This window comes from Streptomyces phaeolivaceus, from assembly GCF_009184865.1.
GTDB lineage: Bacteria > Actinomycetota > Actinomycetes > Streptomycetales > Streptomycetaceae > Streptomyces > Streptomyces phaeolivaceus.
On sequence record NZ_CP045096.1, the window covers coordinates 1621734 to 1648013 of the forward strand.

24 protein-coding genes are annotated in these 26280 nt (G+C 70.5%); 5 read left to right on the forward strand and 19 right to left on the reverse strand.

The features are described 5' to 3' along the window. Positions 1–86: 86 nt before the first annotated feature. From F9278_RS07725 to F9278_RS07745, 5 genes are all read right to left on the reverse strand, one after another. Positions 87–740, reverse strand: coding sequence for a GTP-binding protein (locus F9278_RS07725; RefSeq protein ID WP_152167613.1), 654 nt, complete (start codon positions 738–740; stop codon positions 87–89). Continuing rightward, a complete protein-coding gene (locus F9278_RS07730) occupies positions 721–1158 on the reverse strand; it encodes a DUF742 domain-containing protein (RefSeq protein WP_152167614.1) in 438 nt (145 codons plus the stop codon). The genes F9278_RS07725 and F9278_RS07730 overlap by 20 nt, the downstream gene beginning before the upstream one ends. Beyond that, the gene (locus tag F9278_RS07735; RefSeq protein ID WP_152167615.1) at positions 1155–1562 is read right to left on the reverse strand and encodes a roadblock/LC7 domain-containing protein; all 408 of its coding nucleotides are present in this window, start codon (positions 1560–1562) and stop codon (positions 1155–1157) included. The genes F9278_RS07730 and F9278_RS07735 overlap by 4 nt, the downstream gene beginning before the upstream one ends. Further along, the gene (locus F9278_RS07740) at positions 1559–3199 is read right to left on the reverse strand and encodes a sensor histidine kinase (protein WP_152167616.1); all 1641 of its coding nucleotides are present in this window, start codon (positions 3197–3199) and stop codon (positions 1559–1561) included. Before F9278_RS07740 ends, F9278_RS07735 begins: the two co-directional genes overlap by 4 nt. A gap of 267 nt (positions 3200–3466) precedes the next feature. Beyond that, positions 3467–4102: a TetR/AcrR family transcriptional regulator gene (locus F9278_RS07745; RefSeq protein WP_152167617.1), complete on the reverse strand. Its 636-nt coding sequence runs from the start codon at positions 4100–4102 to the stop codon at positions 3467–3469. Positions 4103–4359: 257 nt separating this feature from the next. On the opposite strand from F9278_RS07745, the gene F9278_RS07750 reads away from it, so the two are divergent. The 4 genes from F9278_RS07750 to atzF all read left to right on the forward strand — a co-directional run bounded on the left by F9278_RS07750 (position 4360) and on the right by atzF (position 11214). Further along, positions 4360–5184: an urea amidolyase associated protein UAAP1 gene (locus F9278_RS07750; protein WP_152167618.1), complete on the forward strand. Its 825-nt coding sequence runs from the start codon at positions 4360–4362 to the stop codon at positions 5182–5184. Continuing rightward, a complete protein-coding gene (locus F9278_RS07755) occupies positions 5181–5825 on the forward strand; it encodes an urea amidolyase associated protein UAAP2 (protein ID WP_152167619.1) in 645 nt (214 codons plus the stop codon). The genes F9278_RS07750 and F9278_RS07755 overlap by 4 nt, the downstream gene beginning before the upstream one ends. Continuing rightward, positions 5822–9337: a 5-oxoprolinase/urea amidolyase family protein gene (locus tag F9278_RS07760; protein WP_152167620.1), complete on the forward strand. Its 3516-nt coding sequence runs from the start codon at positions 5822–5824 to the stop codon at positions 9335–9337. Before F9278_RS07755 ends, F9278_RS07760 begins: the two co-directional genes overlap by 4 nt. Positions 9338–9522: 185 nt before the next feature. Further along, on the forward strand, positions 9523–11214 hold the full coding sequence (gene atzF, locus F9278_RS07765) for an allophanate hydrolase (RefSeq protein ID WP_152167621.1): 1692 nt from the start codon (positions 9523–9525) through the stop codon (positions 11212–11214). A gap of 156 nt (positions 11215–11370) precedes the next feature. Here the strand turns inward: atzF and F9278_RS07770 are convergent, their stop codons facing one another. The 11 genes from F9278_RS07770 to F9278_RS07820 form a co-directional block, all read right to left on the reverse strand. Continuing rightward, positions 11371–14220 (reverse strand): DEAD/DEAH box helicase, encoded by a 2850-nt coding sequence (locus tag F9278_RS07770; RefSeq protein WP_152167622.1) that lies wholly within the window; start codon positions 14218–14220, stop codon positions 11371–11373. A 138-nt stretch (positions 14221–14358) separates the two neighbouring features. Further along, positions 14359–15309: a twin-arginine translocase subunit TatC gene (gene tatC, locus F9278_RS07775; protein ID WP_152167623.1), complete on the reverse strand. Its 951-nt coding sequence runs from the start codon at positions 15307–15309 to the stop codon at positions 14359–14361. A 50-nt stretch (positions 15310–15359) separates the two neighbouring features. Then, entirely contained in the window at positions 15360–15647 is a 288-nt protein-coding gene (tatA, locus tag F9278_RS07780; RefSeq protein WP_152167624.1) for a Sec-independent protein translocase subunit TatA, read from the reverse strand. 258 nt (positions 15648–15905) lie between these two features. Continuing rightward, complete coding sequence (locus F9278_RS07785) at positions 15906–16100, reverse strand: hypothetical protein (protein WP_152167625.1); 195 nt, start codon at positions 16098–16100, stop codon at positions 15906–15908. 10 nt (positions 16101–16110) lie between these two features. After that, on the reverse strand, positions 16111–16371 hold the full coding sequence (locus F9278_RS07790; protein WP_152173742.1) for a hypothetical protein: 261 nt from the start codon (positions 16369–16371) through the stop codon (positions 16111–16113). A gap of 165 nt (positions 16372–16536) precedes the next feature. Further along, positions 16537–17535 carry a helix-turn-helix transcriptional regulator gene (locus F9278_RS07795; RefSeq protein ID WP_152167626.1) on the reverse strand — a complete coding sequence of 333 codons (999 nt, stop codon included), beginning with the start codon at positions 17533–17535 and terminating at the stop codon, positions 16537–16539. A gap of 15 nt (positions 17536–17550) precedes the next feature. Then, the gene (locus F9278_RS07800) at positions 17551–18528 is read right to left on the reverse strand and encodes a helix-turn-helix transcriptional regulator (RefSeq protein WP_152167627.1); all 978 of its coding nucleotides are present in this window, start codon (positions 18526–18528) and stop codon (positions 17551–17553) included. Between the two features lie 146 nt (positions 18529–18674). Next, complete coding sequence (locus F9278_RS07805; RefSeq protein ID WP_152167628.1) at positions 18675–19046, reverse strand: FKBP-type peptidyl-prolyl cis-trans isomerase; 372 nt, start codon at positions 19044–19046, stop codon at positions 18675–18677. A gap of 67 nt (positions 19047–19113) precedes the next feature. After that, positions 19114–20106, reverse strand: a complete 993-nt coding sequence (locus tag F9278_RS07810; protein ID WP_152167629.1) for an FKBP-type peptidyl-prolyl cis-trans isomerase — start codon at positions 20104–20106, stop codon at positions 19114–19116. A 128-nt stretch (positions 20107–20234) separates the two neighbouring features. Next, complete coding sequence (gene pafA / locus F9278_RS07815; RefSeq protein ID WP_152167630.1) at positions 20235–21596, reverse strand: Pup--protein ligase; 1362 nt, start codon at positions 21594–21596, stop codon at positions 20235–20237. Positions 21597–21605: 9 nt separating this feature from the next. Next, positions 21606–22865, reverse strand: a complete 1260-nt coding sequence (locus tag F9278_RS07820) for an MFS transporter (RefSeq protein ID WP_152167631.1) — start codon at positions 22863–22865, stop codon at positions 21606–21608. 129 nt (positions 22866–22994) lie between these two features. On the opposite strand from F9278_RS07820, the gene F9278_RS07825 reads away from it, so the two are divergent. After that, the gene (locus F9278_RS07825; RefSeq protein WP_152167632.1) at positions 22995–24014 is read left to right on the forward strand and encodes a LacI family DNA-binding transcriptional regulator; all 1020 of its coding nucleotides are present in this window, start codon (positions 22995–22997) and stop codon (positions 24012–24014) included. Between the two features lie 75 nt (positions 24015–24089). Here F9278_RS07825 and prcA read toward each other — a convergent pair whose 3' ends face one another. The 3 genes from prcA to F9278_RS07840 all read right to left on the reverse strand — a co-directional run bounded on the left by prcA (position 24090) and on the right by F9278_RS07840 (position 26211). Next, a complete protein-coding gene (prcA, locus tag F9278_RS07830) occupies positions 24090–24830 on the reverse strand; it encodes a proteasome subunit alpha (RefSeq protein ID WP_152167633.1) in 741 nt (246 codons plus the stop codon). A gap of 71 nt (positions 24831–24901) precedes the next feature. Beyond that, positions 24902–25747, reverse strand: a complete 846-nt coding sequence (prcB, locus tag F9278_RS07835) for a proteasome subunit beta (protein ID WP_152167634.1) — start codon at positions 25745–25747, stop codon at positions 24902–24904. After that, a complete protein-coding gene (locus F9278_RS07840) occupies positions 25699–26211 on the reverse strand; it encodes an endonuclease VII domain-containing protein (protein ID WP_152173743.1) in 513 nt (170 codons plus the stop codon). Before F9278_RS07840 ends, prcB begins: the two co-directional genes overlap by 49 nt. Positions 26212–26280 lie beyond the last annotated feature (69 nt).

The window sequence follows — 26280 nt, forward strand, 5'->3', positions numbered from 1 at the left end:
AAATGAGGTGGATCCGTCGACTGAGCGGTGGATCCGTTGTCTGAAGGGATGTGAAGGGGCATCGCGGGGAGGGATCGGGGGCCGGGTCAGGCCGTCGCCGCCCCGGATGCCGCCGCGCCGGATGCCGCCGCCCCCGACATCGCCAGGGAGTGCAGGAAGGTCATGAGGGTCATCAGGACGTCCCGGCTGGACGCCCGGCGGCGTGCGTCGCAGCGGACGATCGGGATCTCCGCGGCCAGGTCGAGGGCCTGCCGCAGCTCGTCGATGGCGTAACGGGGCGCGTCCGGGAAGTCGTTGACCGCGACGACGAAGGGCACCCCGCGCTCCTCCAGGCGCCCCATGACATCGAAGCTGACCTCCAGCCGGCGCGTGTCGACGAGCACGACCGCGCCGAGGGCGCCCTCGAACAGGCCGTTCCACAGGAACCAGAAGCGCTCCTGCCCGGGGGTGCCGAAGAGGTAGAGCACCAGTTCGTCCGTGATGCTGATCCGGCCGAAGTCCATGGCCACGGTGGTGGCGGTCTTGGACTTGGAGCCGAAGTTGTCGTCGACCCCGATACCGGCCTGCGTCATCGTCTCCTCGGTCGTCAGCGGCCTGATCTCGCTGACGGACCCCACCATGGTCGTCTTGCCGACGCCGAAACCGCCCACGATCACGATCTTCGCCGCGGCCTGCGCGGTGTGCGGCAGGTGGTCCTCGGTCCGTGGACCCGTGATGGTGTCAGAGCTTTTGAAGTCCATGCATCACCGCTTCGAGGAGGGAACGGTCTGCCCGCGCCTGCCGGACGACCGGTGCGCGCGCCTGTACCAGTTCGGCCGTCAGCAGCTCGGTGAGCAGGACGGTCACCACGCTGATCGGCAGGTTGAGATAGGCCGAGATCTCGGCCACGGACAGGGGGGCCTGGCAGATCCGGAGCAGCGCCGACTGCTCCGGAGCGGCGGACGGCGGTGGTTCGGCGCGCGCCACGATTAACGTGACGAGGTCGATCGGGGCGCGCTCTCCGTCCTCACCGGTGATGATGTAGAGCCGCTCGGGGGCACGCCCGTTCGATTCGCCGGTGGGGGCGTCGTCCTCGGCCTGCGGGAGCGAGGGCGGGGTCGGCGGAGGCGGCGACGGCTCGCGCTTGGGGTGACGCCGCCGGCGTTGCGGAGGCGTCATACGGTCTGCCCGTTCCGCCGCGGCGGACTGGTGAGGTGGGAGCCGATCCGGTCGACGAGGTCGCGCATGCGGTTGCTCATCAGACCGGGTTCGGCGACCCCGTTGGCGAGCACCGCGAGATAGGCGTTCGAACCGGCGGCCATCAGATAGAAGTTGCCGCCGTTGATCTCGATGATGACCATCCGCATCCGGCCGTCGCTGTGCGGGATCTCGTCGGCCACGGCGCCCGCGAGACTCTGCAGTCCCGCGCAGGCCGCGGCGACCCGGTCGGCGGCGTCCGGGTCACCGCCGTAGCGGGCGATCCGCAGGCCGTCGGCGGAGAGCACCACGATCTGCTGGATGCCGGGTACGCCGTCGGCCAGATCCTTCAGCAGCCAGTCGAAGTTGGCTCGTGGCTGGGTCACTTGAGATCCCCCTCGTCGTCGGCCTCGGTGCGGGCCGGCTCGGTGTTCACGGTGCGTGCGGTGCGCGGCGGGTCGTCCGGGTGGTCCCGGAAGGCGTTCGGGTCGGGGTCGGCCTTGAGCCCGGCCATGAACGCCTCCACCCACATGCCCGGCGGGGGCAGCTCCTTCTCGGGTTCGGGCTCCGGCTGCCACACGGGGGCGGCGGCCATGGCGGCCTCGGCCGCGGCCTCCGCGGCGGCGGCCTCGGCGTAGCGCTGGCTGAGCGGGATCTTGTTGCGGCTGCGGCGCTGCGGCAGACCGTTGGCCGTCCACTCGGTGACGACGGGGACGTCGTCGTCCATGTCCTCCCGGCTCATCTCCTCCGCGGAGCTCGGGATCCGCGGCCCGGTGGTCGGACGGCGGCGCTTGGGCTTGCGGTTGGGGCCCTCGACACCGCCGTTGTTGATGATCGTCCCGGCGCTGGCACCGATGCCGTGGGCGAAGCCCGGCGCGGGCTCGTCGGTGAGCATGTCGCGCGGTACGACGACGACGGCACGGACGCCGCCGTAGGCGGAGGGCCGCAGCGAGATGTGCATCTTGTACATGGTCGACAGACGGCCCACGACGGCGAGGCCCAGGCGCGGGGCGTCGCCCATCTCCTGGATGTCCACACCCTGCTGCGCCTTGGCGAGCATGTCCTCGATCTTGGCGCGGTTCTCCTCGCTGAGGCTGATGCCGCCGTCCTCGATCTCGATGGCGATACCGGTCTGCACCTCCACGGCGGTGACGTGCACCTTGGTGTGCGGCGGCGAGTAGCGGGTGGCGTTGTCGAGGAGTTCGGCGCAGGCGTGGATGACGGGTTCGACGGCGACGCCGTCGACGTTGACCTTGGCGATCGATTCGAGCTCGATGCGGCGGTACTCCAGGATGCGGGACATGGCGCCGCGCAGCACGCTGTACAGCGGGACCGGCCGGGACCAGACACGGCCGGGGGGGCTGCCGCCGATGACGGCGATGGAGTCGGCGAGGCGGCCGATCAGCGCGGTGCCGTGGTCGATGCGCAGCAGGTCGTCGAAGACCTCGGGGTTGCGCCCGTGGTCCTCCTCCATCTCGCGGAGTTCGTTGTTCTGCTGGTGGACGATGGCCTGGACGCGACGGGCGATGTTGACGAACGACCGCTGCGAGGAGTCCCGGATGGCCTCCTCGCGGTCGATGACGGTGAGCACGGTGCGCAGCAAGTCCCGCTGGGCATCCGGAAGTTCACGCCATTCCGCGTCGCTGTCGATGACGCGACGAATCACCTCTCCGGGGGATTCTCCGCCGCGCAGCCGATACAGCGTCGCGGGCAGGATCTCCTTGCCCAGCCGGGTGAATTCCTGGTCGTGGGCGGCGATCCGCTGTTCGAGGGAGGCGGTCCGCCGCTGCTGTTCGGCGCGCAGTTCTCGGACCGTACGACGGCCGCCGCGGACCGCGACGACGGCGACCGTGATCAGCAGGAGCGTCGCGACGGCTCCGCACAAGCCGACGGCGAGCCGGACCGGCCCCGTCACCAGGGAGACGGTGGTTCCGGTCGCCGCGGCCATCAGTATCGCCGGTAGCGGCAGCGCGCGCGCGTAGGGAAGTTCACGGCCACCGGGAGGCGATTGAACACTCACCATGTATGCCCTCTAAAGACGGTTCGGCTGAATCAAACTGGATCTTCGGTATTTTTTGGAACAAGCGCCCGAATACATCTCAACTCGGTGCGCTGCGGGCGAGCTTAGTCCGACCGGATCATCGCTGTGTCATATTCGGCAACCGACTGAAATCACCCTCGCGACAGGAGTACGCTCTGGTCATTTACACGCTGAGGCGCCATTCACACACAGCGGGTAATCACGTACGGGTGTGCGAGCGGGGCCTCTTGACAGGGTGAAGCGGCGCTCTCAGACGCCGACGATGCGCAGCGCGGCGTCCGCCGTCGCCTCGGCGAAGGCGGAGACGGGGCGGTCCGGGTCGGAGCGGTGGACGAGGATGACGCCCTCGATCAGCCCGAAGACGAGATCCGTCCGCAGATCCAGCTCGCTCTTGGCCAGCGACCCGCCGGCATCGGTCGCGGCGATCAACCGCCGGTAGGCGTCCTTCAGTTCGGCCCGTACGGCGTGGAAGCCGGCGAAGCGTTCGGCGTGCACCTCCGGCAGGAGGTAGAGGCCGCCGAGGTTGTACGGGCCGCCGCACAGGAGGACGACATCGGCGCGGCACAGCTCCCGCAGCCGCTCCTCGGCTCGGACGCCGTCCCGGGCGAGGAGGTCACGGGCGTACGTCAGCGACGGAGTGACCGTGGACTCCAGCAGCTCGGCGAGGAGTTCCTCCTTGCCGGAGACGTAGTGGTACATGGTCGCCTGCCGCATTCCGGCGCGCTCGGCGACGGCCCGGGTGGTGGTGGCCGCGTAGCCCCGCGTCGTGAACAACTCGGCGGCGGCCACGAGCAGTTCGTCACGGGACGACAGCCCGGTCTCCGGACGCCCCTCGGCCCGCGGCCTGCCCACCCGCCGCCCACCACCGCCACCCGCACGTCCCATGCCGCGATCCTCGCACACGACACCCACACCCTCGCCGAGACCGGCCACCCCGGCCACCCCGGCACCCCCACGCCCCCGCACCCCCACTCGCTCACGCCCCCTGTGACCGTCCCCACGGTTCACCCCACCCCCCACGAGGCACGACCATCGTGAGGGGTCGGTAACTGCCCCGCAACGCAAGGGACATGGCACCGACGCGACCCGCTTCTAATTTCTGTCGCACGACAGAAACACACGCCGCACCCGGAGGTCCCGCGATGGCGACATCGACGACGTACGGAGCACGTGACCACGCCCGAGCACAGGAGGGCGCGCGGGCCGAGGCCATGCCCGTGGTGCCCGCGAGCGACTGGCCCGCCCCGCCCCACGAGGCCGCCCACCTGGTCTGGGCCGAGACCGTGGCGGGCGGCAACTACACCCACCGGGTGCTCGCCCGTGGCACCGAGTTCCGGCTCACCGATCCGCGCGGCGACGCCTGCGCGCACCTTCTGCTCCACCACGCCGACCGCCCCTGGGAGCGGCTGAACGTCGCGGACACCGTCAAGGTCCAGTGGAACGCCTACCTGGGCGAGGGCGTCCTGCTCCTGTCCGACCAGGGCCGCGTCCTCGCCTCGGTGATCGCGGACACCTCCGGCCGCCACGACGCCCTCTGCGGCACCTCCACCCTCGTCCGCAACACCGAGCGGTACGGCGACGGCACCCCGCAGTCGCCCTCCCCCGCCGGACGCGAGCTGTTCAAGCTGGCCGCCGCCAAGAACGGTCTCGAACCCCGTGACCTCCCGCCCTCCCTCTCCTTCTTCCAGGGCGTGGCGGTACGCGAGGACGGCACCCTCGACTTCACCGGCTCCGCCGGCCCCGGCGCCGCCGTGACCCTGCGCGCCGAACAGGACGTGACCGTACTGATCGCCAATGTCCCGCACCCGGCCGACCCGCGCCCCGAGTACGTCAGCACCCCGCTGGAGGTGCTGGCCTGGCGCGCCGAGCCGACCCGCCCCGGCGACCCCCTGTGGGACGCCACCCCGGAGGGCCGCCGCGCCTTCCTGAACACCGCCGAGTTCCTGGCCGCGAGGGGGACGGCATGAAGACGACCGGGACCACCGCTTCGGCGGACACGGTCACGGCGGTGACGGCCGTGATCCCGGCCCGCGCCGCCTGGTCGGCGGTGATCCGCGCCGGCGAGACCCTCACCCTCACCGACCTGCACGGCAACCAGGCCGCCGACTTCCTCGTCTACGACGCCCACGACACCGCCGTCCGCTACAGCGCGCCCGACACCGTCCACGCGCAGGGCGGCATCTTCCTGACCACCGGCAGTGTGCTGATGTCGAACGAGCACACCCCGCTGATGACCGTGACCGCCGACGACGTGGGCCGCCACGACACGGTCGGCGGCGCCTGCTCCAAGGAGTCGAACACCCTGCGGTACGGGCACCACACCTGGTCGCAGCACGCCTGTGTGGACAACTTCCTCGCGGAGGGCGCCAAGCACGGCCTCGGCAAGCGCGACCTCGTGTCGAACATCAACTGGTACATGAACGTGCCGGTCGAGAAGGACGGCACCCTCGGCATCGTCGACGGCATCTCCGCACCGGGCCTCGCGCTCACCCTGCGCGCCGAACGCGACGTACTCGTCCTGATCTCCAACTGCCCCCAGATCAACAACCCCTGCAACGGCTTCGACCCGACAGCCGTGCAAGTGACGATCACCGGAGCCGGTACATGACCTTCGACACCCTGCTGGTCGCCAACCGGGGCGAGATCGCCGTCCGGATCATCCGCACCGCCCGCGAACTGGGCCTGCGCACGGTCGCCGTGTACTCCGACGCCGACCGCGCCGCCGCCCATGTCCGGCTCGCCGACGAGGCGGTACGGCTCGGCCCGGCGCCCGCGAAGGAGTCGTACCTCGACGCGGATCTGATCCTGAAGGCCGCCAAGGACACGGGCGCGAGCGCGATCCACCCGGGCTACGGCTTCCTGTCCGAGGACGCGGCGTTCGCCCGCCGCTGCGAGGACGCGGACATCGTGTTCGTCGGGCCGACCCCCGACCAGCTGGAGCTGTTCGGCGCGAAGCACACGGCACGCGCCGCCGCCGAGGCCGCGGGCGTCCCGCTGCTCCCCGGCACCGACCTGCTGGCCTCCCTCGACGAGGCCCTCGACCACGCCGCCGCCCTCGGCTACCCGGTGATGCTCAAGGCCACCGGCGGAGGCGGCGGCATCGGCATGTCCGCCTGCCACTCCGCCGCCGACCTCACCGAGGCATGGGACCGGGTACGGCGCGTCGCCACCGCCTCCTTCTCCTCCACCGGCGTCTACCTCGAACGCCTCGTCGAACGGGCCCGCCATGTCGAGGTGCAGGTCTTCGGCGACGGCGACGGCCTCGTCGTCACCTTCGGCGACCGCGACTGCACCCTCCAGCGCCGCAACCAGAAGGTCGTGGAGGAGGCCCCGGCCCCCGGCCTCCCCGACCACGTCCGCGCCCAACTCACCGCCGCCGCCCGCGACCTGTGCGCGAGCGTCGAGTACCGCTCCGCCGGAACCGTCGAGTTCGTCTACGACGCCGCACGCGAGGAGGCGTACTTCCTGGAGGTCAACACCCGCCTCCAGGTAGAGCACCCGGTCACCGAGGAGATCTACGGCGTCGACCTGGTCGCCTGGATGCTGCGGCTGGCGCGCGGCGACTCCGCCGTCGTCCGCGCCCCGGGACAGCCGCGCGGCCACGCCGTCGAGGCCCGCGTCTACGCCGAGGACCCCTCGCGTGAACACCGGCCGAGCGCGGGCCTGTTGACCCGGGTCACGTTCCCGGCGGACGTCCGCGTCGACGGCTGGATCGAGACCGGCACCGAGATCACCACGTCGTACGACCCGCTGCTCGCCAAGGTCGTCGTGTACGGCTCCGACCGCGCGGACGCCCTGCGCCGGCTGGACGAGGCGCTGGCGGGAACCCGGGTCGACGGCATCGAGACGAACCTCGGCCTGGTCCGGGCGGCCCTCGCCGACCCCGACGTCCGGCGGGCCACGCACTCCACGGCCACCCTGGCGACCGTCACCGACCCGACCCCCCGGATCGAGGTCGTCGCCGGCGGCACCCTCACCACCGTCCAGGACTGGCCCGGCCGCACCGGCCACTGGCAGGTCGGCGTCCCGCCCTGCGGCCCGATGGACGACCTCTCCTTCCGCCTGGGCAACCGGGCGCTCGGCAACCCCGAGGGCGCCCCCGGCCTCGAATGCACCCTCCAGGGCCCGTCCCTCCGCTTCACCCACGCCACCACGGTCTGTGTGACGGGCGCCCCCGCCCCGGTGACCGTGGACGGCACCCCGGTCGCCCAGTGGGAGCCGGTGACGATCCCCGCCGGAGCCGTCCTCTCCCTCGGCGCCCCCGCGGAACACGGTCTGCGCACCTACGTCCTCCTCGCGGGCGGCGGCCTGGACGTCCCCGCCTTCCTCGGCAGCGCGGCCACCTTCACCCTGGGCCGTTTCGGCGGCCACGGCGGCCGGGCCCTGCGCACGGGCGACGTCCTGCACGGCGGCGCGACCACGGAAGCGGGCGCCCCCGTCCCACCGGAGACCCGCCCGTCCTTCCCCACCGTCTGGCAGGTGGCCGCCCTCGAAGGCCCGCACGCGGCACCGGAGTTCTTCACCGAGGAGGACATCCACGAGTTCTACGCCGCCGACTGGAAGGTCCACTTCAACTCGGCCCGCACCGGCGTACGCCTGGTCGGCCCCAAGCCCCGCTGGGCCCGCAGCGACGGCGGCGAGGCCGGTCTGCACCCCTCCAACATCCACGACACCCCGTACTCGGTCGGCGCCGTCGACTACACCGGCGACATGCCGGTCCTGCTCGGTCCCGACGGCCCCTCCCTCGGCGGCTTCGTCTGCCCCGCCACGGTCGTCTCCACCGAGCGCTGGAAGCTCGGCCAGCTGCGCCCCGGCGACACGGTCCGCTTCCTCCCCGTCGCGGACGACGGATCACCCCGCCCCGCGATCGTCGACGGCGGCGTCCTGGCCCGCGACGGCGACGTGACGTACCGCCGCAGCGGCGACGACAACCTCCTGATCGAGTTCGGCCCCATGCAACTCGACCTGGCCCTGCGCATGCGCGTCCACGCCCTGATGGAGGCGGTGACGGAAGTGAGCCTGCCCGGCGTCACCGACCTCACCCCGGGCATCCGCTCCCTCCAGATCCAGACGAACCCGACCCTGCTCCCGCAGCCCGAACTCCTCACCGCCGTACGCCGGATCGTGGCCTCCCTCCCCCCTGCCGACGAGCTGGTCGTCCCCTCCCGCACGATCCACCTCCCCCTCTCCTGGGACGACCCCGCGACCCGCGAGGCCATCGCCCGCTACATGGCGGGCGTCCGCGACGACGCGCCCTGGTGCCCCTGGAACATCGAGTTCATCCGCCGCGTCAACGGCCTCGCCTCGGTGACCGACGTGTACGACACGGTCTTCGCCGCCGAGTACCTGGTCCTGGGCCTCGGCGACGTCTACCTGGGCGCGCCGGTCGCTACCCCGCTGGACCCCCGCCACCGCCTCGTCACGACGAAATACAACCCGGCCCGCACGTGGACGGCGGAGAACTCGGTCGGCATCGGCGGGGCCTATCTCTGCGTCTACGGCATGGAGGGCCCCGGCGGCTACCAGTTCGTCGGCCGCACCACCCAGGTCTGGTCCCCCTGGCAGCAGCGCGGCGCCTTCGAGCCCGGCTCCCCCTGGCTGCTGCGCTTCTTCGACCGGATCAAGTGGTACCCGGTCGACGCGGACGAACTCCTGTCCCTCCGCGCGGACATCATCGCGGGCCGCTTCGTCCCACGCGTGGAGCAGGGCACGTTCTCCCTGGCCGAACACAAGACGTTCCTCTCCGAACACGCCGACTCCATAGCCGAGTTCAGGACCGGGCAGCGGACCGCCTTCGCGGCGGAGAGGGCGGCCTGGGAGGAGGCGGGCGAGTTCACCCGAGCGGAGACGGCCCCCACACCCCCGCCCACCCCGACGGAGATCCACGTCCCCGAGGGCGCCCATCTGATCGAGGCGGAGTTCACCGCCTCGGTCTGGCAGGTGAACGTCCAACCGGGCGACCACGTCACGACCGGCCAACCCCTCCTGACCCTGGAGGCGATGAAAATGGAGTCCCGAGTCCCCGCCCCCACAAACGGCACGGTCCACCAGATCCTGACCACCCCAGGCACCCAAGTAACCCCAGGCACCCCCCTGATAATCCTGACCCCGTCCCCCTAAGGGGCGCGAGGAACGGCGCGAGAACCCCAACAAACCCGCACCCGCAAAACCACCGAACCCCCACCCCACTAGGCGCCCAAGGGGGTCAAAGGGGCACAGCCCCTTGAGGATGGGACGGGTAGGGGCGGCGGGGCGAAAGACCCACACGCACCCCCAGCCCACCAGCCGCCCACCCAGGAGCCCAGATGCCAAAAAACACACCCACTACCTCCCCCACGCCCTCCCCCACGCCCACCCTCACGAGAGTCCGCACGGCCTACGCCCGCATCGAAGCCGCGAACCGCCCCGAGATCTGGATCGACCTACGCCCCCAGCCCGAAGTGGAGGCGGAAGCCCAGACCATCGACGCCCGCCTGGCCACCGGCACTCCCCTCCCCCTCGCCGGCCGCCTCTTCGCCGCCAAGGGCAACATCGACGTCCAGGGCCTCCCCACCACCGCCGGCTGCCCGGCCTACGCGTACACCCCCGAGGCCGACGCCCCGGTCGTCGCCCGCCTACGCGAGGCCGGCGCGATCGTCCTCGGCACCACCAACCTGGACCAGTTCGCCACGGGCCTCGTCGGCACCCGCTCCCCGCACGGCGCCGTCCGCAACGCCATCGACCCGTCCCGCATCAGCGGCGGCTCCAGCTCCGGCTCGGCCGTGGCGGTGGCGCTCGGCATCGTCGACTTCGCCCTGGGCACCGACACGGCCGGCTCGGGCAGGGTCCCCGCCGCCTTCAACGGCATCGTCGGCCTGAAGCCCACCCGGGGCCTGGTCCCGACCACGGGCGTGGTCCCGGCCTGCGCCTCGATCGACTGCGTCACGGTGTTCGCCCGCACCCTCCCGGAGGCCGAACAGGCCCTCGCCCACATGACCTCCCCACCCGACCGCCCTCTCCCCCCGCTCCCCCAACGCGCCCCGGGCCCCTGGCGCGTGGCCGTCCCCCCGCGCGAACAGCTGGGCGAACTGGACGAGGGCTGGGCGGAGGCGTACGAGACGGCCGTGACCCGCCTGGTCGCCGCCGGGGCGGACGTACGCCCCCTGGACCTGACCCCGTTCACCGAGGCGGCGGCCATGCTCTACCAGGGCGCGTTCGTGGCCGAGCGCTACACAGCGGTCGGGGCCTTCGTCGACAAGGCGCTCGCGGACGGCGTGACCGGCCTGGACCCGACAGTCGCCGGCATCATCACCCGCGCCCGTGACATCCCGGCCCACCAGCTTTTCGCCGACCAGGACCGGCTGGCGGAACTCCGGGCCCGCGCGCTGACCGAACTGGCCGACGCGGACGCCCTGTTGCTGCCGACGGCACCGGGCCACCCCACGCTCGCCGAGGTCGCCGCCGACCCGCTGGGCGCCAACGCCCGCCTGGGCCGTTTCACCAATTCCACGAACCTCTTCGACCTGGCGGCGGTCGCCGTCCCCGCCGGTGGGGTGAACGGCCTCCCCTTCGGCGTGATGCTGATCGGCCCCGCGTTCACGGACGACCGTCTGACCCGTGTCGCCGCGCTCCTCCGGCCGGAGGCCCGCCTCGCGGTCGTGGGCGCCCATCTCTCGGGCCAGCCCCTGAACCCCCAGCTCCTGTCCCTGGGCGCCCGTCTGGAGCGTACGACCACGACGGCCCCCGTCTACCGCCTCCACGCCCTCCCGACGACCCCGCCGAAGCCGGGCCTGGTCCATGTGGGCGAGGGCGGCGCCCCCATCGAGGCCGAGATCTGGCGCCTCCCCGCCGAGGGCCTGGGCCGCCTCCTGACTGTCCTCCCCCGCCCCATGACCCTGGGCACCGTCGAACTCTCCGACGGCACCCGATCCGCGGGCTTCCTCTGCGAACCGTCGGCCCTCGACAACGCCCCGGACATCACGGAGTACGGCGGCTGGAGAAGCTACTTGGCCCGCTGAGCAGGAGCCGGGGCCCTCGTTCAAGGGACCCGGCCCGCCTCATGTCGTCTCCGGGCGCGCGCAGGGTCTTTCAGGGGCGCGGGGAGCTGCGCGAGAAGCCCCACCCACCCGCACCCGCCGAACAGCCGGCCACCCACCCCCACGCCGGGCGGAGCCTCACCCCACAGAGGAGTAGGCCACAACCCCCCTCAACAACCCGTCCACACCCTTGCGCGCACTCTTCCCCACGGTCGACCCGGAAGGCGCCGCCGCCGAGATCTGCCCCAGCACGTCGATCACCTGCTTGCACCACCGCACGAAGTCCCCGGCCGGCATCTCCGCCTCCCGCAGCACCTCGTCCAGCCCCGACCCCGATGCCCACATGTACGCCGCCCAGGCGAAGCCGAGATCGGGCTCCCGCTGACCGACCCCTTCGCTCTGGGTGATCCGGAACTCCTCCTCCAGCGCGTCCAGCCGCCCCCAGATCCGCACCATCTCGCCCAGCGCGGCCTTCGCGTTCCCGGACGGCAGCTTCGGCGCCATCGCGTCGTCGCCGACACGGGCCTCGTACACGAGCGCGGAGACACAGGCGGCGAGCTCCGCCGGCCCGAGCCCCTCCCACACACCGGCCCGCAGACACTCGCTGGCGAGCAGATCCAGCTCGCCGTACAGCCGGGCCAGCCGCTTCCCGTGCTCGGTGACCTCGTCACCCCGCAGATAGTCCAGGTCGGTCAGCAGGGCGACGATGCGGTCGAAGGTCCGCGCGATCGTGTTCGTGCGCCCCTCGATCCGCCGCTCCAGCTGCGCGGTGTCCCGCTTGAGCCGGTGGTAGCGCTCGGCCCAACGGGCGTGGTCCTCACGGTCGTCGCACCCATGGCACGGATGCGCCCGCAGCTCGGCGCGCAGCCGCGCGATCTCCCGGTCGTCCGCCGCGGCGGCCCTGCGCTTGCGATGCCGGTCGGGCACGAGATGCCCGGCCTTGGTGCGCAGCGCGGACGCGAGGTCCCGTCGCGACTGCGGGGAGCGCGGGTTGAAGGACTTCGGGATCCGCATCCGCTCCAGGGCTTCCACCGGCACCGGGAAGTCCATGGACGCCAGCCGCTTGACCTGCCGCTCGGCGGTCAGCACCAGTGGACGCGGTCCGTCGTGGTGCTCGAAGCCCCGGTGGCCGTTGGACCGCCCGGCGGGCAGCCCGGGGTCCAGCACCAGCGCGAGGCCCGCGTACTTGCCGGTGGGCACATGGATGACATCACCCGGCTTGAGCCGCTCCAGCGCGACGGCGGCCTCGGCGCGCCGCTGCGCGGCGCCCTGCTTCGCCAGCTCGGTCTCGCGGTCCTTCAGCTCCCGCCGCAGGCGCGCGTACTCCTCGAAGTCCCCGAGGTGGCAGGTCATGGACTCCTGATAGCCCTCCAGACCCTCCTCGTTGCGCTGCACCTGCCGGGAGATCCCGACGACCGACTTGTCGGCCTGGAACTGCGCGAACGAGGTCTCCAGCAGCTCGCGCGAGCGGTGCCGCCCGAACTGCTCGACCAGGTTGACCGCCATGTTGTACGACGGCTTGAAGCTGGAGCGCAGCGGATAGGTGCGGGTGCCCGCGAGCCCGGCGAGGTGGTCGGGGTTCATGCCGCGCTGCCACAGCACCACGGCATGGCCCTCGACATCGATGCCGCGTCGGCCCGCACGCCCCGTCAACTGCGTGTACTCACCCGGTGTGATGTCGGCGTGCTGCTCGCCGTTCCACTTGACGAGCTTCTCCAACACCACCGAGCGGGCGGGCATGTTGATGCCGAGCGCGAGGGTCTCGGTGGCGAACACGGCCTTGACCAGGCCGCGTACGAAGAGTTCCTCGACGACCTCCTTGAACGTCGGCAGCATGCCCGCGTGATGGGCCGCGATACCGCGCTCCAGACCCTCCAACCACTCGTAGTAGCCGAGGACATGAAGATCCTCGTTCGGGATCGACGCCGTGCGCTCCTCGACGAGGGCGCGCACCTTGAGCCGGGACTCGTCGTCGTTCAGCCGGAGCCCCGCGTACAGGCACTGCTGGACGGCGGCCTCGCAGGCGGCGCGGCTGAAGATGAAGGTGATGGCGGGCAACAGGCCTTCGGAGTCGAGCCGTTCGATGACTTCGGGGCGGCTCGGGATCCAGATCCTCGACCGCTGTCTGCGCTCACGCTCCCGGTCCGCCTCCCGCATGGCACGGCCGCGCCGACGGTCCTGGTAGGAGGGCCGGCTCGCCTCCATCCGCGCCATCCTCGTCAGATCGGGGTTGACGGCCTTCTTGTTGCCCTCACCCTCCTCGAACAGGTCGTACATCCGCCGTCCGGCCAGCACATGCTGGAACAGCGGTACGGGCCGGTGCTCGGAGACGATCACATCGGTGTCGCCGCGCACGGTGTCCAGCCAGTCGCCGAACTCCTCCGCGTTGGACACGGTGGCCGAGAGGGAGACGAGGGTGACCGACTCGGGGAGGTGGATGATCACCTCTTCCCAGACGGCGCCCCGGAAGCGGTCGGAGAGGTAGTGCACCTCGTCCATGACCACATGGCCGAGGCCCAGCAGCGTCCGCGAGCCCGCGTACAGCATGTTCCGCAGCACCTCGGTGGTCATCACGACCACGGGGGCGTCGGAGTTGACGCTGTTGTCACCGGTGAGCAGGCCGACCTTGTCGGCGCCGTAGCGGCGGCACAGGTCGGCGTACTTCTGGTTCGACAGGGCCTTGATGGGGGTCGTGTAGAAGCACTTCTTGCCCTGTTGCAGGGCGAGGTGGACGGCGAACTCGCCGACGATCGTCTTGCCCGAGCCGGTGGGGGCGGCCACCAGGACGCCCTTGCCCGCCTCCAGCGCCTGGCAGGCCTCGATCTGGAAGGGGTCGAGACCGAAGTCGTACATCGCGCGGAATCCGGCGAGCGCGGTGGCCTGCTCGGCAGCACGCTTGCGGGCTGCCGCGTACCGCTCGGCCGGTGAGAGGTCCTCTGTCATCGTGCTTTCGAGCGTACCGGGCCCCACTGACAACAGGACGATCATTATCCGGATCGTGGCACCGTCGAGATCCGGACCGCCTGCCGTCCGAAAAGAAGTCCGACCGCGGCAGTGGGCCCCACCGGGGTCTCCCGGTGGGGCCCACTGCCGCGGTCGCCGTGCGCACAGCCCGGTGGCCGGTGCTCAGGTGACGTCGTCGTACCCGTTGATCCGTTCCCGCTCGGGCTCCGTCTGCGCGGGGAGCGCCTTGGCGGCCGAGACGGTCTCGACCTCGCCGACCTCCTCGGGGGTGAGGTCCAGCTCGGAGGCCTCGTCGTCGGCGGGTCCCAGCGCCTCGCGCTGTCGCCTGCGCTTGTCGTTCAGCAGGGAGAAGCCGGTGGCGACGAAGTACAGCATGATGATCGGCGCGGCCAGCGAGAGCATCGAGACCGGGTCGACGGTCGGGGTGGCGAACGCGGCGAACACGGTGACACCCATGATCATGGCCCGCCACCAGCCCAGCATTCGGCGGCCGGTGACCATGCCGGTCATGTTCAACATGACCAGCACGAGCGGCAGCTCGAAGGAGAGCCCGAAGACGATGACCATGCGGGTCACAAGGTCCAGCAGCTCGTCCAGGGGCAGCAGGTTGACGGCGTTCTCAGGGGTGAAGTCGAGCAGCACCTCGGCGGCCGCGGGCAGCACGTGGTACGAGAAGTAGGCGCCCACCATGAAGAGGGGGAAGCCGGCCGCGACAAAGGCCATCGAGTAACGCTTCTCGTGCCGGTGCAGACCGGGCGCGATGAAGGCCCAGAGCTGGTAGAGCCAGACCGGGCTGGCGATGACCACACCGGCGGTCAGGGAGACCTTGATCATCAGCGTGAACGGGCCCATCAGACCCGACATCGTGATGTTGCCGCAGGCTCCCTTGCTCTCCTTGGCCAACTCCGTGAAGTCCCGCGTGCAGCCGACGGCTTCCTGGACGGGCCGGGTGAGGAAGTTGATGATCTCCTGGTAGAAGACCAGACCCACCACCGAGGCGATCACGATGGCCAGGAGTGCTTTGCCGAGCCGGTTGCGGAGCTCGCGAAGGTGCTCCACGAGGGGCATCCGCCCCTCGGGATCCTTCTCCTTGTTGCGGGCAGACTTGAGCAACCCACGTCCTCATCTCGTGCGGCAGGCCGGAAGCCTTGTCCGGCCTTGCGTCAGCGCTTGGTCGTGTCCGTCGGCTCGGTGACCGGGCGGGAGCTGGTCACATCGCCGGGAGCGGCCTGGATGGTGCGCTGTGCCGGGGTCTCGCTGCCCGGGTGCGGGGGCGCGGCCGCCGCGTTGCTGTCGTCCTGGCCGTCGGACTTCATGGCCTTGGCCTCGCTCTTGAGGATGCGGGCGGACTTGCCCAGCGAGCGCGCCATGTCCGGAAGCTTCTTCGCACCGAACAGCAGGATGATGACGACGAGGATCAGAATGATCTCGGTGGGGCCGAGCCTACCCATAGCTGTCTACCTTCTTCACCGAGGCGGCGGGTGGGGGCTGTCCGACCGGTCGGACAAATGTCCGAACGATCGCGCTGGCAGCGATCGTAACTCTCAGGGGTGAACCTCAGGCAATCCCTGTGCGTACTCCCGATTCGCGACCCGGGCCTCGTTCTCCGTGCCGCGACAGGCAGCGTACCTGCCGAAGGTGAGAAGGTGACAGGGCGAAGTGGCGCAAAACGCACTCCCCGGTCAAGTCACAGGAGCCTCGACCGGAACTCACAGAGCGTCCACAGAGCGGGCCGCGCTCGCCGTCGCCCGCTCCAGGTCCTCCGCCGCCCGGTTGATCCTCCGAGCCGCCTCCGTGACCTGCGTACCCAGCCGCTGGGCCTCCACGAAGACCCGCACGGCGAGCACCCCGAGCACGACCAGCCCCACAAAACCCACAGCCACCGCGAACATCGCCCAGAACATGGCGACGACCCTAGCCCGCCGAGTGCAGCCGCAGGGTCCGTACCCCGCCCCCGGTCAGCAGCTCGACGATGCGCTCGCCGGCCGGCTTGCGGACGGAGGTGCCGCACTCGGGGCAGGTGAAGGAGTAGAAAGTGGTCTTGCTGGTGGCGCCGATCGCCAGGCGCAGCGCGCTCGCGCCCAGCTCGAAGTTGGCCCGGCAGTCGGGGCAGCCGGCCCGGAACACCACGTCCACCGCCTTCTTCATCCCCGCGAAGGCGACCGCCACGGTCATCTCCTGGATCTCCTGCACACCGGACTTCACGCCGGATGCCACACCCGAAACACCCGACACAATCGACCCGCCGCTCACAGCCCTCGTATCTCCCTCTTCCGGTAGTCACGCGTCGTCACGATCCGCCGCCCTCACGGTGTCCCCGTCGTCACGATCCCGCCGACGTCACGGTCTCGTCGGCACTGCCTCGTCGTAGGCCGCCAGCGCCTCGCGGGCCGCCCGGCGGGCGCTGTCGGCGAGGTCCTGCGGGGAGACGATCCGGCCGTCGCGCCCGAGCCGCAGCGCCAGGCGCCGCAGCGAGGCGGGGTCGGGGGTGCGCAGACTGATGCGCAGCCCGCCGTCCGGCAGTTCCTCGGCGCTGTCGTGCGGGTAGTACTCGGCGACCCAGCGCCCGCCGGGCCCCACCTCGACGACGACCTCGGGATCCTCGGCGGCGGGCTGCACCAGTGCCTCCGACAGATCCCGCAGCTCGACCTCGGGCGGCGCGGACGGCTCGTCGAGGATCTTGATCTCGGCGACCCGGTCCAGCCGGAACGTACGCCGGGCCTCGGAGCGGCGGCACCAGGCCTCGACATAGGTGTGACCCACGCTGACCAGGCGGATCGGGTCGATCTCGCGTTCGCTGAGCTCGTCGCGGGCGGGCGAGTAGTACCGGATCCACAGCCGCCGGCGCTCCGAGATCGCCCGGTCGACGTCGGCGAAGACCCCGCCCTCGGCCTCGAAGGTGACCGACAGCCGTGAGCTGGCGCCCGCCGCGTCCCCGGCCGCGCCCTCGACCTTGGCGGTGGCCCGCACCAGGGCCTGCCGGTCGCTCTCCCGCAGCCCCGGCAGTGTGGCCACCGCACGGGCGGCCACAAGGAGGGCGGTGGCCTCGTCGGCCGCCAGCCTTAGCGGCTCGGCGGCCTCCGCGCCCAGGGCGGCCGGGTTGTGCCACCAGATGCGCTCACCGTCGGTGTCGATGTCCAGCAGATCACCGCCGCGGAAGCTGGTCCCGCACATGGGCAGCACATCGAGATCCGAGACCAGCTCGTCCTCGCTGATCCCGAAGGCGCGCGCGACGTCCTCGATCCGGGCGCCGGGCCGCTCCCGCAGATAGGTCACCAGGGAGAGCATCCGCCGGGTCTGATCGATGGCGTTCGCCGGCCGGGCCGGTTTTCCCACCACGTTCTTACGTCCCCCTCAACCCTTGGCCACGGCACGCAGCCGGTCCACCACATCGGCCCGCAGCTCGGCGGGCTCCAGGACCACCACATCGGGCCCGAACTCCACCAGCCAGGCATCCAGACCGTGCCCGTACGGAATCTCCAACTCGTCCCAACCGTCCCCGAGTTCCCGTACGGCCGAGGCCTTCGCCCGCAGCGGGTAGCCGGCGCCGGCGCGCAACCGGATCAGCGCGGAGCGGTCGGCGGTCTCCCCGGCCCAGCTCGCGACGGTCTCCCGCACCGTGACGACGTCCGGCACCTCGGCGGTGAACGCGCCGCTCCGGCTGCGGACCTTGCCGGTGATCCGGGAGAGCCGGAAGACCCGCTCGGCACCCCGGTCCCGGTCGAAACCGGCCAGATACCAGTGACCGCGCCAGCACTCCAGCGCCCATGGCTCGACATGGCGGGGCTCGGGGCGGGCGGCGGTGGCCTTGCGGTACTCGAACACGACCGGGCGGCGGTCCCGGCAGGCCAGCATCAGCGGCTCGAAGGCGGCCTCGTGCACCGGGATACGCGGCTCCAGGGCGCCATGGGACTCGTACGGGTCGACGTCCTCGGGCAGCCCGGCCGCGCGCAGCTTCTGCAGGGCGCCGCTCGCGGCCCCGGCGAAGCGGGCCTGCTGCCAGACCTTCGCGGCGAGCCCGAGGGCCGCGGCCTCCTCGGCGTCCAGGGTGATGGGCGGCAGGCTGTTGCTGTCGCGGCGGGCCAGATAGCCGACCTCGCCGTCGAGGTTCTCCACCGTCTCGATGACCAGACCGAGTTCGCGCAGATCGTCCTTGTCGCGCTCGAACATGCGGTTGAAGGAGTCGTCGCTGCCGGCTGCGCCCCTTCCCGGCCCTGCGGCCTCGACATACGCCTCGATGGAATCCCTCAGCTCGCGCTTGCTGAGCGGCCGGCGCGTCCCCAGCAGACACAGCGCCAGGTTCATCAACCGCTCGGCCTTGGCAATGGCCATCGACGCCCTTCCTCCGGGTGTTTCCGCGGCACGACCGTACCGCTACGAAGCGTCGCGGCAAAAGCCGAGGGCCCATGCCCGAACAGGCATGGACCCCAGCTGATCAAGTCCGGTCACATACCGAACTCGAACACAACGGCAATCGATCAGACCTTGACCAGGTCGCAGACGAAGATCAGCGTCTCACCGGGGGCGATACGGCCGCCCGCACCGCGGTCGCCGTACGCGAGGTGCGCCGGGATGGTCAGCTGCCGACGGCCGCCGACCTTCATGCCCTGCACGCCCTGGTCCCAGCCGGCGATGACCTGGCCGACACCGAGCCGGAACTCCAGCGGCGTACCGCGGTTCCAGGACGCGTCGAACTCCTCGCCGGTGGAGAAGGCCACGCCCACGTAGTGGACCAGGACGGTGTCGCCCGCCTTGGCCTCGGCGCCGTCGCCCACCCAGATGTCCTTGATCTCAAGGTCCTTCGGGGGCTCGCCACCGGGGAAGTCGATCTCGGGCTTCTCAATGCTCACGTCTTCAGGCTCCTGCTTGTGTATGTACGGGGCAACGCCGGACAGTCTCGCATCCCCGCCCGGGGTGCTACATCTTCGCGAGGATGTCCACGGTGAACACCATCACGGAGTCCTTCTTGATGTCGCTGCCGCTCGGCGGCGTGTCCCCGTAACCCAGCTTGGGCGGGATCACGATCAGCAGGCGACTGCCCACCTTCTTGCCGGTCATGCCCTGCGACCAGCCCTTGACGACCTGCTGCAGCCCGAACGAGCTGAGCGCCTCCCGGCTGTACGAGGAGTCGAACTCCTTGCCGGTCTCCCACAGCACGCCCTTGTACTGCACGAGCAGGCTGTCCTCGGCGCCGACCTCGGGGCCGTCGCCCTCGATGATGTAGTTCGCCACCAGCTTGGTCGGCGGGTCGACCTTCGGGATCTCGATGGAGGGCGCCTTGCCGTCGGTGTTGGTGCCCACCTTCGGCAGGTCCACGTTGTCCTGCGCGACCTTCGTGCCCTTGGCCGAGCTCTTGGCGTTGAAGGTGTTCCGCACATCGACGACGAAGACCAGTGTGTCGGTGCCCTTGATGCCCGCCTGCGAGTTGCCCTCGGTGCCGTAGCCCCAGGTCGGCGGCACGGCCATCTGGACCCGGCTGCCGGCCTTCTTGCCGGTCAGCGCGTACCGCCAGCCGTCGATGATGCCCTGCGGGGAGAGCTGGATGACCAGCGGCGTCTTGCGGTCGTAGGAGTTGTCGAAGACCTTCGCCGTGGACCAGATCTGCCCCAGGTAGTTCGCCTGGATGTAGTCACCCTCGGCGATCGTCTGCCCGGTGCCCGCGATGACCGTCTTCACCGCCAGGTCCTTCGACGGATCGCCGCTGCCCTTCGCGACGGTCGGCTTCTCGTCGAACTTCACCCCGTCCGTGATCGCCGGCAGCGGACCGTCCACGATCTTCGGCGGCTTCGCCGCGCTCGCCGACGCGGACGGGCTGCTGCTGGCCTTGGCCGAGTCGGACTCACCGTCACCACAGGCGGCGAGCGTGACCAGTCCAGCGGGTACAGCGATGAGGAGTGAGCGTCGGCGCACGGTGAAGGCCTCGTATCGGTCGATCTTGTCGGATGCGTGCGCGCAACTCTACGGCGTGAGAAGGGCGCCGTACGGCAAACGTACGGCGCCCCGCGTTGCGTTCCGGAACTCCTCCGGAACATTCCGGCTCACATTCCCGCGATCAGCTTCTCCACCCGGTCGTCGACGGAACGGAACGGGTCCTTGCACAACACCGTGCGTTGTGCCTGGTCGTTGAGCTTGAGATGCACCCAGTCGACCGTGAAATCCCGACGCTGTTCCTGTGCGCGCCGGATGAAGTCACCGCGCAGCCGCGCCCGAGTGGTCTGCGGCGGAACCGACTTGCCCTCGAAGATCTTCAAGTCATTGCAGATGCGGGTGGCTTGACCTTTCCTCTCCAACAGGTAGTAGAGGCCACGACGGCGGTGGATGTCGTGATAAGCGAGGTCTATCTGCGCGACCCGCGGATGCGACATGGTCATGTTGTGCTTGGCCCGGTACCGCTCGATGAGCTTGTACTTCATCACCCAGTCGATTTCGGTGCCGATCCGGTCGAGGTCCTCCGCCTCGATCGAGTCGAGCGTGCGGCCCCACAGCTCCAGGACCTGCTCGACGGTGCCGGTGCGAATGCCGCGGCGCTCGACGAAGTCCACGGCCTTCTCGTAGTACTCGCGCTGCACCTCCAGCGCGGAGGCCTCACGGCCGCTGGCCAGCCGCACCTTGCGACGGCCGGTGATGTCATGGCTGACCTCGCGGATCGCCCGGATCGGGTTCTCCAGGGTGAGGTCGCGCATGACCGTGCCCGCCTCGATCATGCGCAGCACCAGGTCGGTGGCACCGACCTTCAGCAGCATGGTCGTCTCGGACATGTTCGAGTCACCCACGATGACGTGGAGACGGCGGTACCGCTCGGCGTCCGCGTGCGGTTCGTCCCTGGTGTTGATGATCGGCCGGGAGCGGGTGGTCGCCGAACTGACGCCCTCCCAGATGTGCTCGGCCCGCTGGCTCACGCAGTACACCGCACCGCGCGGGGTCTGCAGCACCTTGCCGGCGCCGCACAGCAGCTGCCGGGTGACGAGGAACGGAATCAGGATGTCGGCGAGACGGGAGAACTCCCCGTGCCGGGCCACCAGATAGTTCTCGTGGCAACCGTAGGAGTTGCCCGCCGAGTCCGTGTTGTTCTTGAAGAGGTAGACGTCGCCCGCGATTCCCTCCTCGTGCAGGCGGCGTTCGGCGTCGACCAGCAGTCCTTCGAGAATGCGCTCGCCGGCCTTGTCGTGAGTGACCAGTTCGGTCACGTTGTCACATTCGGGTGTCGCGTATTCCGGATGTGAGCCCACGTCGAGATAGAGGCGGGCCCCGTTCCGCAGAAACACATTGCTGCTGCGGCCCCATGACACGACACGGCGGAAGAGGTACCGCGCCACCTCGTCAGGAGACAGACGGCGCTGTCCCCTGAACGTGCACGTGACGCCGTACTCGTTCTCCAGCCCGAAAATGCGGCGGTCCATGACTGAACATTACGCCCGATCCACCGAGCTGAAACGGGGTTCGGCAGCACGGTTTGGATCATTTTCCGATGAGACCGCAACCACCGCGCCCTCGGAGGGAACTGCGAGAACCCGCCCGGTGGCCAGCAGAACCAGCAACGACACGGCCCCCGCGGCACCCGGCACCACGAACCCCCAGAGCGTCCCGCCCCACTCGACGACCGGCCCCGCGACCGCCGTTCCGACCGACTGGCCCACCGTGAACGTCGTCACGATCCACGAGAACGCCTCGGTCACCGTGCCCTTCGGCGCGTGCCGGTCGACGAGCACGAACACACAGGCGATGGCCGGCGCCAGGAACACACCCGCGAGCGTCGTCAGCCCCGTCATGCCCACCGGGCCCGGCAGCAGCGTCAGCGGCACATAACAGACCGCCAGCAACGCCACCAGCACCTGCAACCGACGCTCCGGCGCCCCGCTCCACCGCCGCGCGCCGTACACCGTGCCGCCCAGGAGCGCGCCCAGCCCGACACCCGCCATCAGCCAGCCGTAGACGGCGTCCCCACCGCGGTCGCCCGCGTAGGACAAGGCGGCCACCGTGATCGAGCCGAGCGCGATACCGACGAAGAAGAACGCGCCGAGCAGCGCCAGCAGCCCCGGCGAGCGCAGCGCGCCCAGCCAGTGCGCCTCGCGCGGCGCGGAGCGCCAGGCCCGCGACGGCGGCGACACGACCACCCACAGCGCGCCGAGCACCCCGATGACACTGAGCACGATCAGCGCCGCCGACGCCGACCACAGCGCCACGCACAACGTCACCAGCAGCGGCCCGACGGTGAACATCAGCTCCTGCGCCACGGCGTCCATCGCGTACGCCGTGTGCACCTGCTCCTCCTTGCGGAGCACCGTGGACCACAGGGCCCGCAGCCCGCCCTCCAGCGGCGGCGTGAACAGCCCGGCGACCGCCATCGCGAGATACGCCACCGGCAGCGGATCCAGCCCCGACAGCGCGAAGACGACCATGGCGAGCGCCGCGACGACGGCCGCCGGCAACTGCACACGCGGCTGCCCGTGCAGATCCACCAGCCGACCCAGCAGGGGCTGCCCGACGGCGTTGGACAGGCCGTACACGGCCGCCAGCGCGCCCGCGAGGCTGTAGCTGCCCCCCTCGGCCCGCACGAACAGCACGATCGCGATCGCGGCGGTGGCGTTCGGCAACCGGCCCACCAGCGTCCCGGCGAGCAGTCGCGCGGCGTGCCGCGTCCTGAGGATCTCGACGTATCCGGCGGCCATGTCCTGCCTCTCGACGGGCTCTACGGGGTTCCCCAGGGGCTCTCGACCCCTGAAGTGTTACGTATAACGTGCTCCTCCATACGTACCATGTGCCCTGTCCACGAGTCCAGACGAGGGAGCAGGCCACCGGTGGCACGAGGTAGTACGCGCCCCACCAGCCGTGACGTCGCCCAGGCCGCCGGCGTCTCCCAGGCCGCCGTCTCCCTGGTCCTCGGCGACAAATGGCGCGGCCGGGTCTCCGAGACCACCGCCGAACGCGTCCGCGAGGCCGCGCGCGCACTGGGCTACCGGCCCAACCTCGCCGCCCGCAACCTCCGGCTCGGCCGCACCCGCACCGTCCTGCTGGTGGTCCCCGCCCTCACCACCGAGTTCTTCGCCGGCGTGTACACCGGCGCGGCCCGGGTCGCCGCCCGCCACGGCTTCGGTGTCGTGCTCTACCCCTCCCCCGAAGGCGTCGGCCCCGCCCGCGACCCCTTCGCCTCCGCCCAGGCCGCCCTGGACGGTGTCATCGCCTCCTCCATGGCGGCGGACGCCCTCACCGCGATCCGGGGCGACCAGCTCCCCCTGGTGATGCTGGACAGCGACCCCGAAGGGAGCCTGGGCGCCGCCACCGTCAACCTCGACATCCGCGACGGCGTCCGTCAGGTCGCCGAACACCTGCTCGGACTGGGCCACCGCCGCTTTCTGCATCTGGCCGCCGACATCCCCTCCTGGACCTTCGGCGTCCGGGCACGCGAGCTGACGGCCCGGCTGGAGGCCGTGCCGGGCGCGTCCCTGACGACGGCCGCCGCGCCGATCTCCATCGAGGGCGCGCTCACCGCCGCCGAGGCGGCCCTGGCGGGACCCGACCGCGCCGGACGGCCCACCGCCGTGGTGTGCGACGACGACAAGCTGGCCGCCGGCGCCTACAAGGCCGCACGACGGCTGGGGCTGCGCGTGCCCGAGGACGTCTCCGTCACCGGGCTCGACGACCTCGCCCTCGCCACGGCTCTCGACCCCGAACTGACGACCGTACGGCTCGACGCCGAACTCTTCGGCGAGCGGGGGATGGCGGCGCTGCTGGCCGTCCTGGAGGGGCGCACACCGCAGGAGGGGGACATTCCCGTGGAGCTGGTGGTGCGGGGGTCCACGGCACCACCGAGGGCCTGACGCGGGGCGCACGACGCCGCGCGCCCCGGCCTGGGCCGGCCGGGGCGCACGACGGGCGGGGTGACGCGGGTGGCGCTACTCGTCTTCCTCGGCGCTCTCGGCCTCGGTGGCCGCGCCGTCGGTCTCCAGGAGACGGTCGAGCTGACGGCCGACGATGCGCTTGAACTTGCGCTTCTGCGGGCGCGTGCGGTCGAGCACGGCGACTTCGAGGCGCTCGGCGGGGATCTCCCGCTGGGTGCCGTTGGTGTCCCGGGACAGGGCCTGCACGGCGAGCTTCAACGCCTCCGCCAGGGACATGCCGTCCTGATGGCGCTGGTCCAGATAGCTGCTGATCTGCTCGGCGTTACCACCGACCGCGACCGAGCCGTGCTCGTCCACGATTGAACCGTCGTGCGGCAGCCGGTAGATCTGATCGCCCTCGGGGGTCTCCCCCACCTCGGCCACGACCAACTCCACCTCGTACGGCTTCTCGGCCGCCGAGGAGAAGATCGTGCCCAGCGTCTGGGCGTAGACGTTGGCGAGACCGCGGGCGGTCACGTCGTCACGGTCGTAGGTGTAACCACGCAGATCGGCGTACCGCACACCGCCGATCCGCAGGTTCTCGTACTCGTTGTACTTTCCGGCCGCCGCGAACCCGATCCGGTCGTAGATCTCGCTGAACTTGTGCAGCGCGCGGGACGGGTTCTCGCCGACGAACACGATGCCGTCGGCGTACTGCAGCACGACCAGACTGCGGCCACGGGCGATGCCCTTGCGGGCGTACTCCGCCCGGTCGGCCATCGCCTGCTGGGGAGAGACATAGAACGGAGTCGACACCGGTTATCCGTCCCTTTCTGTCGAAGTCACTGGATCACCTGGGAAAGTGGGCCGTCCGGCCGGACGGCCGGCTAAAGCAAAGCAGCGCGGGGGCCGTCCGGCTGCTCCAGGCGCCGCTCCAGGATCGAGCGGGCGATACCGGAGGACTCCTCGTCGGTGAGCCGGCGGAAGCCGTCCTCGGTGATCACGGTGACGATGGGGTAGATCCGACGGGCGACATCGGGTCCACCGGTGGCCGAGTCGTCGTCCGCCGCGTCGTACAGGGCCTGGATCACCAGGGTCGTGGCGTCGTCCTCGGTGAGGTCGCCGCGGTACAGCTTCTTCATGGCGCCGCGCGCGAAGATCGAGCCCGAGCCGGTGGCCGCGTAGCCGCTCTCCTCGGAACGACCGCCCGTCACGTCGTAGGAGAAGATGCGGCCCTTCCCGCGGTCCACGTCGTAACCGGCGAAGAGCGGGACGACGGCCAGACCCTGCATGGCCATGCCCAGGTTGGAACGGATCATCGTCGACAGACGGTTCGCCTTGCCCTCCAGGGAGAGCTGCGCGCCTTCGACCTTCTCGAAGTGCTCCAGCTCCAACTGGAACAGCTTGACCATCTCCACGGCCAGACCGGCGGTGCCGGCGATCCCGACGGCCGAGTACTCGTCGGCGGGGAACACCTTCTCGATGTCCCGCTGCGCGATCATGTTCCCCATCGTGGCCCGACGGTCACCGGCGAGCACCACACCACCGGGGAACGACACGGCCACGATCGTCGTGCCGTGCGGGGCCTCGATGACACCCTGGGTCGGCGGCAACTGCCGCTTGCCGGGAAGCATCTCCGGCTGGTGCTCCGACAGAAAGTCCATGAAGGACGACGACCCAGGCGTCAGGAAGGCAGCTGGTAGACGCCCGGTGCTACGAGTGTTGGCTTCCACGCGTTTCCTTCCACGTATGTCGCAGCCCGCCTCATGACGTCGGGCCGATCCTTGAACTGCCCCAGCGCCGCGTTGCAGCTGAAGCACAGTACGCCTCGGACCCTACCCGTCTCGTGGCAGTGATCCACATGCACCGGCAAAGCAGCCAAACAGATACAGCAGACGCCCCCTTGAGAGGCAATCAGCTCGTCGCGCTCGGCTTCGGTGATGCCGTACTCGCGCTTCAGGTGGTGTGCTCGCCCCTTGGATGCCTTGCACGTCCTGCAGAGCGTGGCCAGGCCATCCGAGGCACTGCGATTCTTGGTCCACTCGCTGTACGGCTTGATCTCACCGCATGTACGGCAGTACTTGTGCCCCTCAGGCACGTCCACTCGCGGTCTGACGTTGCACCCTTTGGCCAGCTGCCGCTCTTGGTGGTACGCGGACGCGCACTCCCGGCAGTAGACCTGCAAGCCATCACGCATCGCCTTGTTACTCGCGAAGGCTGCCCGCGGCTTGTTCTCCCTGCACCGCGAACAGCGCTTCACATCCTG

Bases quoted from the DNA above. Each gene is read 5' to 3' on its own strand.
- F9278_RS07755 (WP_152167619.1), top strand. From the start codon at position 5,181: ATGAAGACGACCGGGACCACCGCTTCGGCGGACACGGTCACGGCGGTG.
- F9278_RS07770 (WP_152167622.1), bottom strand. From the start codon at position 14,220: ATGATCGTCCTGTTGTCAGTGGGGCCCGGTACGCTCGAAAGCACGATG.
- F9278_RS07820 (WP_152167631.1), bottom strand. From the start codon at position 22,865: ATGGCCGCCGGATACGTCGAGATCCTCAGGACGCGGCACGCCGCGCGA.
- tatA (WP_152167624.1), bottom strand. From the start codon at position 15,647: ATGGGTAGGCTCGGCCCCACCGAGATCATTCTGATCCTCGTCGTCATC.
- F9278_RS07790 (WP_152173742.1), bottom strand. From the start codon at position 16,371: ATGACCGTGGCGGTCGCCTTCGCGGGGATGAAGAAGGCGGTGGACGTG.
- F9278_RS07740 (WP_152167616.1), bottom strand. From the start codon at position 3,199: ATGGTGAGTGTTCAATCGCCTCCCGGTGGCCGTGAACTTCCCTACGCG.
- F9278_RS07840 (WP_152173743.1), bottom strand. From the start codon at position 26,211: ATGCGTGATGGCTTGCAGGTCTACTGCCGGGAGTGCGCGTCCGCGTAC.
- F9278_RS07800 (WP_152167627.1), bottom strand. From the start codon at position 18,528: ATGGCCATTGCCAAGGCCGAGCGGTTGATGAACCTGGCGCTGTGTCTG.
- F9278_RS07745 (WP_152167617.1), bottom strand. From the start codon at position 4,102: ATGGGACGTGCGGGTGGCGGTGGTGGGCGGCGGGTGGGCAGGCCGCGG.
- pafA (WP_152167630.1), bottom strand. From the start codon at position 21,596: ATGGACCGCCGCATTTTCGGGCTGGAGAACGAGTACGGCGTCACGTGC.
- F9278_RS07760 (WP_152167620.1), top strand. From the start codon at position 5,822: ATGACCTTCGACACCCTGCTGGTCGCCAACCGGGGCGAGATCGCCGTC.
- F9278_RS07750 (WP_152167618.1), top strand. From the start codon at position 4,360: ATGGCGACATCGACGACGTACGGAGCACGTGACCACGCCCGAGCACAG.
- F9278_RS07730 (WP_152167614.1), bottom strand. From the start codon at position 1,158: ATGACGCCTCCGCAACGCCGGCGGCGTCACCCCAAGCGCGAGCCGTCG.
- F9278_RS07725 (WP_152167613.1), bottom strand. From the start codon at position 740: ATGGACTTCAAAAGCTCTGACACCATCACGGGTCCACGGACCGAGGAC.
- atzF (WP_152167621.1), top strand. From the start codon at position 9,523: ATGCCAAAAAACACACCCACTACCTCCCCCACGCCCTCCCCCACGCCC.
- F9278_RS07785 (WP_152167625.1), bottom strand. From the start codon at position 16,100: ATGTTCTGGGCGATGTTCGCGGTGGCTGTGGGTTTTGTGGGGCTGGTC.